The organism is Nitrospirae bacterium YQR-1, from assembly GCA_039908095.1.
Classification (GTDB): Bacteria; Nitrospirota; Thermodesulfovibrionia; order Thermodesulfovibrionales; family Magnetobacteriaceae; genus Magnetomonas.
Window position 1 is genome coordinate 64,733 of record JAMOBJ010000007.1, and the last position, 16,646, is coordinate 81,378.

Consider the following 16,646-nt stretch of genomic DNA (forward strand, 5'->3'; position numbering starts at 1 on the left):
TCTTATTTTACCGCCACAATGTTTTTAAAAGAGCTCCAAAGGCGCAGCGCCTCATCTTTAAACGGGTAATCGAATCCACTGAGAAGCCGCCGTAAATTGTTAAGCTGATGCATTCCAATAAACATGACTGCCATTGAAGCACTATCTATATCTGCTTTGACACTGCCATCCGCTTTGCCCTCATCAAGAAGCCCCGAAAGCACGGCAATATAGGCAGCTATTTTTTCCGACATGTACTGCTTTAGCTCTTTGGTAAAAACAATTTCGGACGAAAACATAATTCTTACAAACCCGCGGTGTTGTTCAAAATAAGCGGTGTTGTTATAAAAGAATCGCTCGATTTTTTCAAGCGAGCTTATTGGTTCCTTTTGAGCGCTCTGGTAATTATTCATCATGACCTGAGATACAAGATCAATCACTGACTTTATAATTTCCTCTTTGTTTTTAAAATGCCTGTACAGGCTGCTTTCCGAAATTCCAACCTCTTTAGCAATTGTAGCCGTAGTCAGGCCCTTTATGCCGTCTGCTCCTATAATACTTAGTGCAGCCTCGGCAATCTGCTCTTTTCTTACCAGATGGCTTTCCCTTTTAGGTAGATTATTGCGCTTTAATGTAGTAAGCATTCACTAACATTAAGACAACAGTACAGGCTTTGTCAAGATAGGGGAAACATTTATCATCTGGCAAATTCAGGACAAACAGGTTTGGGGCTCTGAGTCCCGGCAAGCCACGACTCTTAGCTCACCTACTTGCCAAACACTCGTTCGTATATATGGTCTGTGTGTTTAAAATACTCTTTTAAATCAAAAAGGCTCTCAAGTTCATCATCCTTAAGCACTGTGGTTATCTCAGCATCAGCCTTTAGAAGTTCTATAAAAGAAAAGCCCTCTTCCCAGCTCTTCATAGCGTTACGTTGCACCAGCTCGTAGGACTTTTCACGGCTTAGTCCCTTTCCGGTAAGTGCCAAAAGTACCTTTTGGGAATTAAATAACCCGTAGCTCCTGTTTATATTTTTCTCCATAATGCCGGGATACACATGCAGGCCGCTAACTATACCCTTTAGCCTGTTTAACATGTAGTTTACTAAAATGGTGCTGTCAGGAATTATCACGCGTTCAACTGAAGAGTGGCTTATGTCACGTTCATGCCACAGCGCCACGTTTTCAAGTGCCGCCATAGCGTTTGCCCTGACAAGGCGCGCAAGCCCTGAGAGGTTTTCACACCCCACCGGATTTCTCTTGTGAGGCATTGCAGATGAGCCCTTCTGCCCCTTACTAAAGGGCTCTTCCACCTCACGCACCTCTGTCCTTTGAAGGTGCCTTATCTCCACCGCTATCTTTTCCACAGTTGCCGCCACTACCGCAAGCATTGTCATATACTCTGCATATCTGTCCCTCTGTACCACCTGCGTGGCTACAGGCTCAGGCGTAAGCCCCAGTTTACTTAGCACCATCTCCTCTATCTTTGGCGGTATTGATGAAAATGTCCCCACTGCCCCGGAAAGCTTCCCCACTGATACCATGCTCTTTGCCTGTTCCATTCGCTGTAGATTTCGCCGCATCTCCTCATACCAAAGCGCAAATTTAAGGCCAAAGACCATCGGCTCGGCATGTATCCCATGGCTTCTGCCCATACAAACCGTATCTTTATGCTTAAATGCCTGTTCCCTGAGCACTGTTAAGAGTGCCTTTATGTCATCTATGATTATATCGGCGGCGTCAATCATCAAAAGCGCATTGGCCGTATCTAAAATATCAGAGGACGTCAGCCCCTTATGAATATATCTCGACTCTGCACCCACAAACTCGGCAACAGATGTTAAAAACGCTATTACATCATGCTTTACCTCCGCCTCGATTTCATCTATCCTCTTAACGTCAAAGGCGGCCCTCTCCTTAATAGCCTTCAGAGCTGCCGCAGGTATCTCACCAACCTCAGCCCATGCCTCACACACGGCTATCTCCACCGCAAGCCACTTTTCATACTTTGCCTGAAGTGCCCATAAACGCCCCATTATCTCTTTGGTGTATCTCTCTATCATTATATGGTTCCCCCTTTCAAAACACTCTCAGTGTCCATAGGAAAGACGCTCAATAAGCTTAGCCGGCAGCCCGAAGGACTCCATCTCGGCTTGTGTTCTCACAATATCGTACTGCACCCTTACAATCTCTATGGTCTCGTCATCCACCACGGCATAGGAGGCCCTGGGGTCATTATCACGGGGCTGTCCCACGCTTCCCACATTAACAATGTACCGGCCCTCAGTCTTTAACTCCACCCGTTGCCTGTCTGAAAAAAGCCTTCCGGTAACACCATTTCTCTCCACAATAATCGGCATATGACTGTGCCCTATAAAACAAAATCTCTGTGTAAAATGTTCGAAATTCTCTCGGGCATCACTGAGGGACAACAGGTAATTCCAATTCTCGGGTTCCTTTGGTGTGGCATGGACAAACAGTACATCTCTTTCCTCCGATGATTTTAATAGTTTGAAATTCTCGATTTCCGCTATGTTTTCCGTAGTTAAGGTATCAGAGGTCCAGAGGATTGCCATCAGTGCCATATCATTAAAATAATCTGCAGACGTATAGTTAATAGCCGCCCAGTCGTGGTTGCCGGCTATCAGTATCTCACAAGACTTCTTAAGCAGCTCCACACACTGATTGGGTGCAGGCCCGTATCCTACCGCATCTCCCGTAAAATACACACTCTCTATGGAGCGGCCTTCTATATCTCTAAGTACAGCTTCAAGTGCCGCCAGGTTGCCATGTATATCAGATATGACTGCATAAGCCATCTTTCACCCTCCTGCCGTTTTAAGCCTGCCGCTCTTTAACTGCTCTTTTGCTTACCATCTTATCCGGCTTTTTATCAGCTCTCTTGCCGGTAGCTGCTTTGTCATACTTCTGATGGGCTATTTTATCCAGCACTCCGTTAATGAATGAATATGAGTCTTCAGTGGAAAACCTCCTGGCTATGTCAACAGCTTCATTTATCGTCACCGCATATGGAATATCAGCTCTGTAGATGATTTCATATGAAGCAAATCTCATAATATTTCTGTCAATAGCGGCCAGGCGGTCTAATTCCCAGTGTTTACAAGCTCTTTGGATCAGCGCATCCAGCTCCGCCATATGCTCTATCGTTCCCTTTAATAAGTCATCTATAAACTCCAGAGTCTCATTGGTGGGAGGATTATCTTTCATAAAATCAAGCAGCTCCCTTCTGTCCGGAGTCTTTCCTGTAAACTCAAGCTGAAAAAGCGACTGCAGCACATATTCCCGAGCCTGCCGTCTTGTCATAATTTTTTAATCACATTAGCCATCTCTATAGCCGTCACGGCGGCATCCCAGCCCTTATTGCCGCTCTTAGAGCCGGCACGCTCTATGGCCTGCTCTATTGAATCAGATGTTATTACCCCGTAACTGACCGGCACACCGCTCTCTATAGAGGCCATGGCTATTCCCTTTGAGGCCTCCGCAGAGACATACTCAAAGTGGGGTGTTGCCCCCCTTATTATAGCGGCAAGAGTTATCACAGCATCATAAAGGCCGCTCTTTGCCGTCTTTAACGCTGCCATCGGTATTTCAAAAGACCCCGGCACTCTTACCACCGTTATGTTTTTATCCTCACCACCGTGCCTTATAAAAGCATCTACCGCCCCCTCAAGCAGATGGCTTGTTATGAAATCATTAAATCTGCTCACTATCATACACACCTTTAACCCTGAAGCATTTAAATCACCCTCTATTACTTTCACACACAGTCCTCCTGATTTTAAGCCCTACACCTCATCAAGTATATGGCCGAGTTTCTTTTTCTTTGTCTTTAAATACACAATGTTCTTCTCGCCGGGCTTAACCTCTATTGGGTACCTGTCCACTACCTTTAATCCATATCCCTCAAGCCCCACTATTTTACGCGGATTATTGGTTATGAGAATAATCTCCGTAAGGCCCAAATCCACTAAAATCTGTGCCCCTATACCGTAGTCCCGCAAGTCCGCTTTAAATCCAAGCTCTAAATTGGCCTCTACCGTGTCCATGCCGCTGTCCTGTAGCGCATAGGCTTTTATCTTATTGGCAAGCCCTATGCCACGGCCCTCTTGTCTCATATAGAGAACCACTCCCCTGCCCTTTGCATCTACAATTTCCATAGACCTCTGAAGCTGATCGCCGCAGTCACAACGCTTTGAGCCAAAAACATCACCGGTCAGACACTCCGAATGTACGCGTACCAATACGGGTTCATCTCTGTGCAAGTCACCTTTAACAAGGGCCATGTGAACGCTCTTATCCACCATACTCTCATAGGCGATTGCTTTAAAATCACCGTGCCCGGTTGGAAGTTTAACCTCCGCCACACGGTGAATAAGACGGTCGTTGCGTAACCGGTACTTTATCAGATCCTCTATTGTAACTATTCTAAGGTTATGAGTTTCGGCAAACACTTTAAGCTCCGGCACTCTTGACATCGTGCCGTCATCGTTCATGATTTCACATATGACTCCGGCCGGAATAAGGCCCCCAAGTCTTGCCAAATCAACCGAGCCCTCGGTCTGCCCGGCACGCTGCAAGACACCGCCGGGACGCGCCCTCAGGGGAAAAACATGCCCGGGTCGCGCAAGATCCTCCGGCCTTGCCTTTGGGTCTATTGCCGTCAGTATTGTCCTTGCTCTGTCTTTGGCCGATATGCCTGTGGTTACCCCCTTACGTGCCTCAATTGACACTGTAAAGGCTGTGCCGAAGGATGAGGTGTTTTCGGTAGTCATCATAGGAAGGTTTAAATAATTCACACGCTCCTGAGTCAGGCTCAGACATATTAATCCCCTGCCGTATTTAGCCATAAAGTTTATAGCCTCAGGGGTTACCCTCTCCGCTGCCATACATAAATCCCCCTCGTTTTCCCTGTCCTCATCGTCTATGAGAATTACCATCTTGCCGCCTTTTATGTCAGCTATGGCAGCCTCCACGCTATCCATTATGCGCTTTTGTTCTTTCATCTTACATAACCCTTTTCTTTTAGTTTGATTAAGAGTGCTTTATCTCCAAGCCCCTCCTCTTTGCCGTTTTCCAAATAACCGGAAACGAACCTCTCCACGTACTTTCCTAATATATCAGTTTCTATGTTTACCTTATCACCGGGTTTCTTTGTTCCCAAAGTACTCTGCTCTAATGTGTGTGGTATGATTACAAGCGTAAAGCCGCTCTGGAGCAAGTCAACTACTGTCAGGCTGATACCCTCTACGGTTATTGAACCCTTGCGCACTACATACTTCATTAGTTCAGCCGGTATTGTGATCTCTATTTTAACAGAATCCAGGCCGCCCTGTCCTGTTTGCTTTTTAGCCGTTATTGTGCCCACTGCATCAACGTGGCCTGTGACAAAATGCCCCCCGAATCTCTCAGTGGCTGCCATGGCAGGCTCAAGGTTAACCTTACCTCCCTGGGTCAGCAACCCCAAAGTCGTAGCTCTCAGTGTCTCCTCTGAGACGTGAAAAGACGCAGTTCCCGAGCCTTTTTCAAACACCGTCAAACACGCTCCGTTAACTGAAATGCTCTCGCCGATTTTGGCCCCGGGCAGCACAACCACATCTGAAATCGTCAGGACTGCCGGTGTGCCGCCTCTTCTGAAAGACACAACTGTGCCCTGTGATACTGTTATGCCTGTAAACATCCGCCCCCTACTGTTTCACATCCAGTTTGAATGCTAATGTATCCTCGTATATGCCCAAAATATTGATAGTCTCCTTCCATTGTGCTCTTATGGTGACAACCTTCTTTTCGTCAACAGAGACCTTGATGTTTTCCTTCTTTACTGGAATGTTCAATTCCGCAGCTTTTTCCAAAAACAAAGCCATAGTTTTTGACTCCTCAAGTCCTAATACCGCTATTGCCTTAGCCTCGGATTTCATAGTGTGGGCTCTGTAGTGTGGCATGGCAAAAACAAAACCTGCATATAAACCAGCTATGACAACGATTATGTTTATTATTGGCTTTATCGACCCTGACTGGTTACTAATAACGGTATTCATTTAATTGCCCTCCCTATTCTGCGAAATCTGACGGATGTCTTTTCCTTATCCCATGACCAGTAGATAAACAGCGCCTCTCCGCGCACCGCACTTATGTCCACAAAGCCCCAAAAACGGCTGTCATAACTGTGGTCACGGTTGTCGCCCATGACAAAGATTTTGTTTATCGGTACGGTTAATGCAGACATATTGTCTCTGGGTACCATATCCTTGTTTTCCACATTATCACTGTGTTGAATATATGATTCATCGAGTTTTTTCTTGTTTACATATACCTCACGGTTTAGGACTTCAACAGTATCTCCACCTTTTGCCACCACCCGCTTTATAAAATCACGTGAGGGGTCCTGAGGGAACTTAAACACTACGACATCGCCCCTTTGCGGATGATTGAATGCAAATATCCTCTTGTCGGTAAACGGTATCTGTATTCCATATATGAATTTGTTTACTAAAATATGGTCTCCAACCAAAAGAGTGGGAATCATTGACCCTGAGGGTATCTTAAAGGCCTGTACGACAAATGTCCTTATTATAAGGGCAAGTACAAGGGCTGTTACCAGGGCCTCTATATACTCTCTGTATATGCTTTTTTCTTTTTTAATTTTCACTTGCCTACCCTCATAACGGCAAGGAACGCCTCCTGGGGTATTTCTACCTTGCCGAATTGTTTCATTCTTTTTTTGCCCTCCTTTTGTTTTTCAAGAAGTTTTCTCTTTCTCGTTATATCCCCGCCGTAGCACTTGGCAATTACGTCTTTCCTTAGGGCCTTAACCGACTCACGGGCTATTATCTTTCTGCCTATGGCCGCCTGTATCGCCACCTCATACATCTGTCTTGGAATCACTTCTCTGAGGTTTTCCACTATCTGTCTCCCCTTATAGTATGACTTTTCCCTGTGAACTATCGTTGACAGGGCATCCAGAGGACTACCATTTATTAAAATATCGAGCTTTACCAAATCAGATTCCTTAAAGCCCGTAAAGTCATAATCCATTGAAGCATACCCCTTGGATATAGATTTAAGTTTATCATAAAAATCCCAGAGAATTTCATTCATAGGAAGCTCATATGCTACTTTTACCCTGTCCTTACCGTAAAAAGTAAACTCCTTCTGTATTCCCCGTTTTTCCCGGCACAAATCCAACACGTTGCCGACAAAACGTTCCGGAACAAATATGGTTGCAAGGATGTAGGGCTCCTCAAGTTTATCATAGTTCTCAGGCAGCAGTGTTGGGTTATCCACAAACACAACCGTGTCGCCTTTGAGAGTTATCCTGTAGATAACAGTTGGAGATGTGTTTATTAAAGAGAGATTAAATTCCCTCTCCAGCCGTTCCTTTATTATATCCATGTGCAGGAGACCGAGGAAGCCGCACCTGAAGCCAAAGCCAAGGGCGGTTGAGGTCTCAGGCTCAAAGGAAAACGATGCGTCATTAAGCCGGAGCTTAAAAAGAGCGTCTCTGAGAAATTCGTAGTCGTTTGTCTCTGTAGGGTAAATCCCGCAAAACACCATGGGTTTTACTTCCTTGTAGCCCGGCAAAGGTTCTTTTGCAGGGTTAAGGGCATTGGTTATCGTATCGCCCATTTTGGCATCCTCAACATTTCTGATAGCGGCTGAGATAAATCCAACCTCCCCGCAACTCAGTACATCCATCAACTGAGGCCTTGGGGTAAACACTCCGACGTCGGTTATCTCATAGGTCTTACCCGTTGACATCATTGACATTACCATGCCCGGCCTTATTGAGCCGTCAAACACCCTTACCAGCACAATCACGCCCTTGTAGTTGTCAAACCATGAATCAAAAATCAGCGCCCTCAGCGGTGCTGTCTCATTCCCCCCGGGAGCGGGAACCTTACGCACTATAGCCTCAAGGATTTTATCCACACCAATGCCGCTTTTAGCCGAACACTGTATAGCCTCCGCACAGTCCAGCCCGATTATATCCTCTATCTGCTGAATGATTCTGTCCGGTTCAGCCTGCGGAAGATCTATCTTGTTAATAACCGGAATAATCTCCAGGTTATGTTCAAGGGCAAGGTAGGTATTGGCAAGGGTTTGTGCCTCAACCCCCTGGGTGGAGTCCACCACAAGGATAGCTCCCTCACATGAGGCAAGGCTTCTTGATACCTCGTATGAAAAGTCCACATGCCCGGGCGTATCTATAAGGTTAAGCACATACGGTGTGCCGTCTGTCCCCTCATACGTAAGCCTTACAGCATGTGCCTTAATGGTAATGCCGCGTTCCTTTTCAAGGTCCATGGAATCCAGCACCTGCTTTGTTATATCCTTTTTAGCCAGTGCCCCGGTTAGTTCCAGAAACCTGTCGGCAAGTGTTGACTTGCCATGGTCTATATGGGCGATTATGGAAAAATTCCTTATATTTTTTTTTGCCATTAACTTTTTACAGGCTCCACAATTTGGTATCTCCTGAGAAACTCTCCCTGGTGTTTGTTTTTAAAGGATAATTTATTTCACCGCACACATGGTAATATGCATTTCTTTCCCTCTTCCCTTGACGGGAGGGGGTGGGGGAGGGTGATTATAAGAAATCATACTCCTTCCCTATCCCTCTTCAGCAAGGGGATAGGGAACCCATTCTTTTTTCCCTTTCCGAGGTGACATAGTGTCCTGTCTTCGCTGCAATGACAATATAGCGCATATTCCATACCAAAAATATCTCTCCAAAAACACGCCAATCCCCTTGCAGGGATTAATAGTTCGCAAGTAAAAGTACAGTTCATTATTATACACGAAAATATACAAAATATGCTTTTTTAACCTTCCCTGCAATAAGTGGTGTAACACATATGCGGAAGTGCCGCCGCTCCGACCAGCCCGGCATCTCCACCCAAACCCGACGGAATTATTCTTGTTTTATCATAAAGCTCTCTAAACGCTCTTGTTGATGCAGCCTCTATTGCTTCCGCCACATATATATCCCATGCACCGGTAAGCCCTCCGGAGAGAATCACGGCCCCGGGGCTAAAGAGATTTATAAAATTCCCTATGCCTATGCCCAGGTACCGGCCGGCTCTTTTCAGTATCTCCCTTGCAAAGGCATCCCCTGATTTAGCATAACAGTATATATCTTTAGGCTTGATATTTTGGAGTTCTTTTTTCATGGCTGTCTCTCTGCCCTCTGAAATGCCCTCTGAAAGAAAAGCCATCATGGCACGGGAGGAGGCGTATGCCTCAAGGCAGCCGGTGCCGCCGCAAAAACATCTGCGTCCGTTTGACTCCACCGTAATGTGCCCAACCTCTGAGGCTATATCCAGAAGGGAGCGCTTGTATATTATACCGCCGCCTATACCTGTCCCTAATGTTAACAAAACAAAGGACTCAACGTTCTGCCCGGCTCCGGATATACTCTCGCCAAGGGCTGCCATGCTTGCATCGTTGCCCAGAGCGGCCTTAAGTCCTGTTTCCCGCTCTATCTCGGCAACAATTCCAATTCCCTCCAGAGAGGGAAGATTTGGTGAGTGTTTTATTAGTCCGTTTTCCTTATCTATCACACCGGCAACTGCAAGTCCTATACCTGAGACCTCCGGCGTCATAATGCTTTTTATCGAATCCGTCAAGTTTTTCAGCACATCACCTGTTGAGGAAATCTTTATCCTTTCCAATATCTCGCCCTTTTTTGAAACCAGGGCAACCCTTAGGTTTGTGCCCCCAAGGTCAACACCTATTGAATATTTCTCCGGCATCTTTTTTACAAATTCCCCTTTTTTAGTTTTTTTTCAACTCAGGTTTTTATATGCCTTTTCCTAAGCCTGTTATTATACATAATTTGTGTCTTTATTAATAATGGATTTTTTAATTTTATTTAATTTATGATAATAGCCTCTGGTATTTATCTGCCGTAGTGTGTAAAATGATGATGAAAAACACAAAAATTAAAGGTCTGCCGGGGAATTATGGCTTTACTCCTGTGGATATTGCCGTTGCCGTCATTACGCTTACAACCATTTTTGTTTATTATCCTGTAGGCAGGTTTGATTTTGTCCTCTATGACGACCAAAAGTTTGTTACGGAGAACATCAACCTCAGGTATGGATTTACTTTATCAAATGTGCTTTGGGCCTTTCATACTGTTAGTATGGACAATTGGCAGCCCCTCACAGTGCTTTCACACATGTTTGATGTTACGGTGTTTGGCCTTAATCCGGGATGGCACCATCTAATGAGCCTCCTGCTGCACATTATAGCCTCCTGTGCGTTATTTTTCACCTTTCACCTGGCCACACAAAACGTGGTAAGGAGCACCGCTGTCGCCCTTGTGTTTGCAATACACCCCATGCATATTGAGTCGGTAGCGTGGATTGCCGAACGAAAAGATGTAATGTGCGCCCTTTTTTGGTTTCTTACGCTTTACTCATACACAAAGTATGTTAAAAATCCTGCAATTATGACATACACGTTTTTTTTTATCTGCTGCCTATGTACTTATTTGTCAAAGCCTATGGCTGTCACTTTACCTGTAACTCTGTTACTTTTTGACCTATGGCCCCTCAAAAGGATAGATTTAGCCCAAAAGCATACACCTGGTCGGTTTATTCGCCTTCTGGTTGAAAAAATCCCGGTTTTTATCCTTACAGCCCTTATGTCAATAGTAACACTCAGTAACCAGAAAAAAATCGGTGCCTATATTTCCTTTGATTCTATACCGCTTACTAAGAGGGTGTTAAATGCCGTGATGTCTTATTGGCTTTATTTGAAAAAATTCTTTTTCCCTGCCGATATGGCCTGCTTTTATCCATTTATTCCGGATACCACCCTTTGGCAATACGCTCCGGCGGCCTTGAGTCTGTTTGTAGTAACTGCGTTTATGGTTGTAAAAGCCAAAAAGTTCCCCTGCTTTTTTAGCGGCTGGTTGTGGTATCTGGTAACGCTGCTTCCGGTTATAGGCATTATACAGGTGGGGCTTCAGTCCATGGCCGACAGATACACGTATATTCCATATGTGGGACTTTCAGTCATTTGTGTAAACGTTGCCGCCGATTATTTTAAAAAGCCTCTACAAAAAAAGATTCTCACCGCTGTGTCGGTAACAGTTATTGTTGTCTTTATTTTTATTTCCAAAACACAACTTAAATATTGGGAAAACACCGTGACACTCTCTAAACACGCCACAGAGGTTACACACAATAACCACATAGCCTACAGTTTACTTGGCACAGGATTGCTCCAAAGAGGGAAAACAAATGAGGCAATAGAAAACTTTAAAAAATCCCTGGAGATAAATCCAAAATACCACGAGGCGTGGTCAAACCTAGCTCACGCCTATGATGCAGCAGGTGATTATAAAAAAGCTGTTGAATGCTACCAAAAAGCTATTGACTATAACCCTTTGTCCTTGTCAGCATATACAGACATGGCAACAGTTTACTTAAAGCAAAATGAGATTTCACAGGCTTCCGAGTTATTTGCCTATGCACTTAAAACAAACAATAACGACTTTATTGCCTTAAATGGAATGGCTGTTGTTCTTGCAAAACAAGGAAAATACGATGAGGCCGCCGATTTTTTCCACAAGGCTCTGAAGGTAAACCCATTCTATGCTGAGGCTAAAGAGAATATGGCTGTTTTAGAGAAAATCACATCTGAAAAAAAACATTAAATGGAAAACAGAGGTTAGAGTATAATATAACCAAAGATGGATGATACCTGTACCTATAACCCCAAGCCGGAGTGGATAAACGTATTTACATATGCCGTTTTAATTGTAGCTTTAACCCTCAGCGTGTTTTGGAACACAAAGAACGCCCAATTCCTTATTTATGATGATAACCGCTACGTTACCGGCAACCCATATGTACAAATGGGTATTACAAAGGAGAGCATCCTGTGGGCATTTACAACAGATAACGACGGCAACTGGTTTCCCCTTACATGGCTGACGCATCTGGTTGATTTTGAAATTTATGGTTTACGCCCTGCCGGACATCACATAACCAACCTTGTAATACACACTGTTAATTCCCTGCTGGTTTTCATGCTTTTTACCGTACTACTTAAAAGAACACTGCAGGGGGCCGTAATCGGAGCGCTTTTTGCCATTCATCCCATGCATGTTGAGTCGGTGGCATGGGTGTCGGAAAGAAAAGACGTGCTGTGTGCTTTTTGGTTTTTTACAACCCTGCTGTGTTATGTATCCTGGGTACGCACAAGAGGCATTTTCCGGTATATGCTGACCGTGGTTTCTTTTGCCTTTGCACTTATGTCTAAACCAATGGCCGTAACCATTCCAGTTGTACTGCTGTTTTTTGATTTTTGGCCACATGGCAGATTAACAAATGCACCTTCTGCGGAGACTGTAAAAAGGCTGCTACGGTTGACAATGGAGAAAATCCCGTTTATCATACTCTCCGCCGCCTCTTGTGTCATAACAGTGTATGTACAGAAAACCGGCGGTCACTTAATGTCCTCGCAACGTTTCCTGCTGCCTTTGAGGGTTGAAAACGCAGTGTTGTCATATGTCAAATATTTATATTTTGCGGTTTGGCCAACCGGTCTTTCCAATTTTTATCCTATGCCGGAGAGCATCCCACTGCCCTCCGCCGTCATCTCAGCTTTTATAATTGTTGGTATAACCACGGTGGCTTTGCTGAAAGCAAAAACTAAACCGTGGTTTATATTTGGCTGGCTTTGGTTTTTTGTAACCCTGCTGCCGGTAATCGGCCTTATTCAGGTGGAACTTCAGGCCATGGCTAACAGATATACGTACATTCCATACATCGGGCTTTTTGTCATAGCCGTTGTTTGCGTGTTTGAAATAACAGAAGGGTTTCCTAAATTGAAATTACCACTTAGCATATTGGCCGCACTAAGTATCCTGTTGCTGTCTTACGCTGCCCGTATTGAGGTCTCATACTGGACGGACAGTCTCAGTCTAACATACCGTGCCATAGAGGTTAACTCCAAAAACTACATGGCTTACTATAACCTTGGATACATAAAAGCCTCTGAGGGAAAGCACGAGGAGGCACTCATAAGTTATAAGAAGGCTGTTGTCCTTAAACCCGATTTCGGCAAACCATACATAAATGCCGGATATGAGCTTCTGGCTTTGCAAAGAATTGATGAGGCCGTCCGGTATTTTAAAAAATCCATACCTGTGGCAGGCCCTAATATTTCCCGCGCATTTAACGGCCTTGGTATTGCCCTGTTAGAAGATGGTAAAATAGCGGAAGCTCATGATGCGTTTCAAAGCGCACTAAAGCATGACCCGGGTATGCAGGAGGCTCAGATAAATCTGGATACTGTAAATGAAATGATGGGAAGGATAAAGTAATTGTCAGACATGAAAAAAGACATTTATATTAAAATTGCCATCTGCATTTCCCTCATAACAGTTATTTCTTTCATCTACTCAGATACGGCTCATTTTGGTTTTGTTGACTACGATGATAATCTCTACGTGAGCCAAAACCGTAATGTTCTTTCCGGTTTAAATGTGCAGTCGTTGAAGTGGGCCTCACTTGCCGTAGTGGACAGCAACTGGCTTCCCCTTACGCTTATAACACACATGATGGATGTGTCTCTCTATGGCAACAACATCGGGGGCCATCACATTACTAATGTGGTACTACACTGTGCCAACTCAGTGCTTCTTTTTATAATCCTGTGGCTCATGCTTGAAAACTTACCGGCCGGTGCCTTTTGTGCAGCCGTATTTGCCGTCCATCCCACCCATGTAGAGTCTGTTGCATGGATTTCTGAAAGAAAGGACGTCCTCAGCGCTTTTTTCTGGATGCTTACAGTGCTGATGTACGTTTTATATGTTAAAAGGCCACATATAAAGAGGTATCTTCCCGCCCTGCTTTTTTTCATCCTGTCACTTATGTCAAAACCAATGGCTGTCACGCTGCCTTTTGTGCTTCTACTGTTTGATTTCTGGCCGCTAAGAAGGTTTACTTTCACAAATGCAACCCTTGAGAGTAAATCAACAACGTGGCTGATTGCCGAGAAAATCCCTTTTTTAATTTTTTCGGCTTTTTCCAGCATCATCACCTACAGGATTCAGATTGGTTTTGACGGGGAGGAGCAATTTGAGGCTATCCCGTTGGTTTTAAGGCTTAAAAATGCTGTTGTTGCCTATGTGAAGTATATGTACATGATGGTCTGGCCACAAGGACTCTCACCTCTGTATCCGCTTGAGAAAAACATCCCGATTAGCTGGTTTTTGGTATCGGCGGTAGTTATTGTCCTTATAACCATAATTTCTATAAGGTATATAAGGAGAGCTCCGTGGCTTTTGACAGGTTGGTTGTTTTATCTGGGCACGCTATTTCCGGTGGCAGGTGCGGTTCAGATTGGCCTACACAGCATGGCTGACAGATACACCTATATTCCATCAATCGGCCTGTTTCTTATTGTCTCCATGTTGCTTCCTAAACCCAAAACAGTTAAACAAACGGGTTCACTTTTTTTAATATTGGCCATCGTTGTGGTTGTCTTTACGGTGGTCTCCAAAAAACAGGTCAATTACTGGCGGGATAATTTTACTCTTTTTGGACGTGCCTCACAGGTAACTAAAAACAATTTTGTTGCACTTTATAACCTGGGCACGGCTTATGCCATAAGGGGAAATCTTACTCTTTCAGAGCAGTACCTTAGTGAAGCAATAAGAATAAACCCTGACTACCTTGAGTCCTATATAAACCTTGCCTTTGTGCTGCTTAACCAAAACCGTACCGGTGATGCTATGTATGTTTATAAGGAAGCGATAAAACGCAATCCTATGCTTTACACGGCCTATAACGGCCTGGGAATGCTTTACAAGGCGCAGGGTAAACTGCAGGATGCAAAGAGATGCTTTACGATGGCTCTTAACCTAAACCCTTATTTCAGAACTGCCCGTGAAAGTCTTGCTGAGATTGAAAGCCAACTCAAATGGAAAGAAAATGTCCGTCCATGAGGTGACACAGGCCGGCATGACCGGTAAACTCCGGCAGGTTCCGTTAAAAACATCGGATGCAATAGTATTACTTATTATAGCTCTGACACTTTTTATATACATTCAGGTAAAAGATTTCAAGTTTATTGATTATGATGACCCCAAATATGTGGCCGGTAATTACCATGTAATAAAGGGGTTAAGTCTTGAAAACATAAAATGGGCGTTTACATCCATAGTGGACAGCAACTGGCTTCCCCTTACTCTGATAACACATATGATTGATGTAGAGGTGTATGGGCTAAAACCGGGAGGCCATCATTTTACAAATCTGATTCTGCACACACTAAACTCAGTTTTGTTGTTTATCTTGTTTGAGAGACTGCTCGTATCAAAATGGACGGCGGCATTTGTAGCTTTGATGTTTGCAGTTCATCCGATGCACGTTGAGTCTGTTGCATGGATAGCCGAACGTAAGGACGTTCTTTGCGGGTTTTTTTGGATGCTGACAATGCTCTCTTATGTGCAATATGTCCAAAAACGGAAGGCATGGCTGCTCATTTTCACAGCATTTCTCTACATGTCGGCTCTTATGTCTAAACCCATGGCGGTAACGCTTCCTTTTGTACTGCTTCTAATGGATTATTGGCCTCTTAAGAGATTTCAGCTAAACTCAGGGTTTAAACAACTGTTACTGTTAATTATGGAGAAAATTCCAATGTTTGCCCTGAGTGTTGTTTCCTCTGCTGTCACCTTTTATGCCCAGAAAGCCGGCGGCTCTGTTGCGAAGCTGGAGTATCTGCCTCTGAGTGAACGTTTTAAAAATGCCTTTGCCGCCTATATAACATACATAATAAAAATGATATTTCCAACCGCAATGGCAGCCATATATACAATAGAAAACCCGTTTCCAGTGGTAAAGGCTTTGGCATCCTTGCTATGCCTGATAATATTTACGGTATTAGCAGTAATTTATGTAAAAAAGCAGCCGTCATTTTTTACCGGCTGGTTTTGGTTTATGACAACTCTTGTGCCTGTGATAGGCATAGTGCAGGTGGGGTCACAGGCGATGGCGGACAGATATACCTATATTCCCTATGTGGGACTCTTTATTGCTATAGCTATGGCAGTGCCGAAAAAACCTTCAAATAAAATTTACACGGCAGCCGTTGCAATTATATTTGCAGGGGTAACCATGTTTTTTATGCTCACTGCGCACAGACAGGTAAGTTTCTGGGCAAGTGATGTTAGACTCTTTGAACATGCACTATCGGTGACAAGGAATAACTACATAGCTATGAGCCACCTTGGTGCAGCCTACACGACAAAAGGAAGATATGAAGAGGCTGAAATAATGCTGACAAAGTCAATCATCACACAAAGGAATTACCCGCCTGCATATATTAATTTGGGAAATACATTAGTGCGCATGGGAAGATTGGATGAGGCGGCAGCTAATTACCAGATTGCGGATAGTTTAAAGCCTGGCTCCCCCTATGTTTATAACGGCATGGGTGTGGTGATGATGCTCAAGGGAGACACGGCGGGTGCTGAGATGTATTTTAGGAAAGCACTTTCTGCCGATCCGTTTTACCTCTCTGCCATCAATAATCTAAAAAGGCTTTATGGAAACCAAAAGTGAATGAATACAGAGTAATTTACTGCAATAAATTATTTCTTTTAAACAGCGAAATGAATACAGATAAAAA

At 44.2% G+C, this 16,646-nt stretch carries 15 protein-coding genes; 4 read left to right on the forward strand and 11 right to left on the reverse strand.

What is annotated here, in order from left to right; all coding sequences use genetic code 11:
- Nucleotides 1-2 precede the first annotated feature (2 nt).
- The 11 genes from H7844_05695 to H7844_05745 all read right to left on the reverse strand — a co-directional run bounded on the left by H7844_05695 (nucleotide 3) and on the right by H7844_05745 (nucleotide 9,745).
- Nucleotides 3-623, reverse strand: coding sequence for a TetR/AcrR family transcriptional regulator (locus H7844_05695; GenBank protein MEO5356776.1), 621 nt, complete (start codon nucleotides 621-623; stop codon nucleotides 3-5).
- A 122-nt stretch (nucleotides 624-745) separates the two neighbouring features.
- The gene (gene purB, locus H7844_05700; protein ID MEO5356777.1) at nucleotides 746-2,041 is read right to left on the reverse strand and encodes an adenylosuccinate lyase; all 1,296 of its coding nucleotides are present in this window, start codon (nucleotides 2,039-2,041) and stop codon (nucleotides 746-748) included.
- A 27-nt stretch (nucleotides 2,042-2,068) separates the two neighbouring features.
- Complete coding sequence (locus H7844_05705) at nucleotides 2,069-2,797, reverse strand: metallophosphatase family protein (protein ID MEO5356778.1); 729 nt, start codon at nucleotides 2,795-2,797, stop codon at nucleotides 2,069-2,071.
- Between the two features lie 19 nt (nucleotides 2,798-2,816).
- Nucleotides 2,817-3,302, reverse strand: a complete 486-nt coding sequence (gene nusB, locus H7844_05710) for a transcription antitermination factor NusB (protein ID MEO5356779.1) — start codon at nucleotides 3,300-3,302, stop codon at nucleotides 2,817-2,819.
- Nucleotides 3,299-3,712, reverse strand: coding sequence for a 6,7-dimethyl-8-ribityllumazine synthase (ribE, locus tag H7844_05715; protein MEO5356780.1), 414 nt, complete (start codon nucleotides 3,710-3,712; stop codon nucleotides 3,299-3,301). Before ribE ends, nusB begins: the two co-directional genes overlap by 4 nt.
- A gap of 72 nt (nucleotides 3,713-3,784) precedes the next feature.
- A complete protein-coding gene (locus tag H7844_05720) occupies nucleotides 3,785-4,984 on the reverse strand; it encodes a bifunctional 3,4-dihydroxy-2-butanone-4-phosphate synthase/GTP cyclohydrolase II (GenBank protein MEO5356781.1) in 1,200 nt (399 codons plus the stop codon).
- Nucleotides 4,985-4,998: 14 nt separating this feature from the next.
- On the reverse strand, nucleotides 4,999-5,676 hold the full coding sequence (locus tag H7844_05725) for a riboflavin synthase (protein ID MEO5356782.1): 678 nt from the start codon (nucleotides 5,674-5,676) through the stop codon (nucleotides 4,999-5,001).
- A 7-nt stretch (nucleotides 5,677-5,683) separates the two neighbouring features.
- On the reverse strand, nucleotides 5,684-6,034 hold the full coding sequence (locus H7844_05730) for a hypothetical protein (protein MEO5356783.1): 351 nt from the start codon (nucleotides 6,032-6,034) through the stop codon (nucleotides 5,684-5,686).
- On the reverse strand, nucleotides 6,031-6,645 hold the full coding sequence (gene lepB, locus H7844_05735) for a signal peptidase I (protein MEO5356784.1): 615 nt from the start codon (nucleotides 6,643-6,645) through the stop codon (nucleotides 6,031-6,033). Before lepB ends, H7844_05730 begins: the two co-directional genes overlap by 4 nt.
- Nucleotides 6,642-8,435, reverse strand: a complete 1,794-nt coding sequence (lepA, locus tag H7844_05740) for a translation elongation factor 4 (protein MEO5356785.1) — start codon at nucleotides 8,433-8,435, stop codon at nucleotides 6,642-6,644. Before lepA ends, lepB begins: the two co-directional genes overlap by 4 nt.
- Nucleotides 8,436-8,815: 380 nt before the next feature.
- A complete protein-coding gene (locus H7844_05745) occupies nucleotides 8,816-9,745 on the reverse strand; it encodes an ROK family protein (protein MEO5356786.1) in 930 nt (309 codons plus the stop codon).
- A gap of 167 nt (nucleotides 9,746-9,912) precedes the next feature.
- Between H7844_05745 and H7844_05750 the strand changes: the two genes are divergently transcribed.
- From H7844_05750 to H7844_05765, 4 genes are read left to right on the forward strand one after another with little or no spacing between them, the layout of a single operon-like run.
- Entirely contained in the window at nucleotides 9,913-11,658 is a 1,746-nt protein-coding gene (locus tag H7844_05750) for a tetratricopeptide repeat protein (protein ID MEO5356787.1), read from the forward strand.
- Nucleotides 11,659-11,694: 36 nt separating this feature from the next.
- Nucleotides 11,695-13,332: a tetratricopeptide repeat protein gene (locus H7844_05755; protein ID MEO5356788.1), complete on the forward strand. Its 1,638-nt coding sequence runs from the start codon at nucleotides 11,695-11,697 to the stop codon at nucleotides 13,330-13,332.
- A gap of 9 nt (nucleotides 13,333-13,341) precedes the next feature.
- Nucleotides 13,342-14,958: a tetratricopeptide repeat protein gene (locus H7844_05760; protein MEO5356789.1), complete on the forward strand. Its 1,617-nt coding sequence runs from the start codon at nucleotides 13,342-13,344 to the stop codon at nucleotides 14,956-14,958.
- Nucleotides 14,900-16,579 carry a tetratricopeptide repeat protein gene (locus H7844_05765; GenBank protein MEO5356790.1) on the forward strand — a complete coding sequence of 560 codons (1,680 nt, stop codon included), beginning with the start codon at nucleotides 14,900-14,902 and terminating at the stop codon, nucleotides 16,577-16,579. The genes H7844_05760 and H7844_05765 overlap by 59 nt, the downstream gene beginning before the upstream one ends.
- Nucleotides 16,580-16,646 lie beyond the last annotated feature (67 nt).

Coding starts and splice junctions, on each gene's coding strand:
- H7844_05695 (MEO5356776.1), bottom strand. CDS start 623: ATGCTTACTACATTAAAGCGCAATAATCTACCTAAAAGGGAAAGCCAT.
- purB (MEO5356777.1), bottom strand. CDS start 2,041: ATGATAGAGAGATACACCAAAGAGATAATGGGGCGTTTATGGGCACTT.
- H7844_05705 (MEO5356778.1), bottom strand. CDS start 2,797: ATGGCTTATGCAGTCATATCTGATATACATGGCAACCTGGCGGCACTT.
- nusB (MEO5356779.1), bottom strand. CDS start 3,302: ATGACAAGACGGCAGGCTCGGGAATATGTGCTGCAGTCGCTTTTTCAG.
- ribE (MEO5356780.1), bottom strand. CDS start 3,712: ATGATAGTGAGCAGATTTAATGATTTCATAACAAGCCATCTGCTTGAG.
- H7844_05725 (MEO5356782.1), bottom strand. CDS start 5,676: ATGTTTACAGGCATAACAGTATCACAGGGCACAGTTGTGTCTTTCAGA.
- H7844_05730 (MEO5356783.1), bottom strand. CDS start 6,034: ATGAATACCGTTATTAGTAACCAGTCAGGGTCGATAAAGCCAATAATA.
- lepA (MEO5356785.1), bottom strand. CDS start 8,435: ATGGCAAAAAAAAATATAAGGAATTTTTCCATAATCGCCCATATAGAC.
- H7844_05745 (MEO5356786.1), bottom strand. CDS start 9,745: ATGCCGGAGAAATATTCAATAGGTGTTGACCTTGGGGGCACAAACCTA.
- H7844_05750 (MEO5356787.1), top strand. CDS start 9,913: ATGATGATGAAAAACACAAAAATTAAAGGTCTGCCGGGGAATTATGGC.
- H7844_05755 (MEO5356788.1), top strand. CDS start 11,695: ATGGATGATACCTGTACCTATAACCCCAAGCCGGAGTGGATAAACGTA.
- H7844_05760 (MEO5356789.1), top strand. CDS start 13,342: ATGAAAAAAGACATTTATATTAAAATTGCCATCTGCATTTCCCTCATA.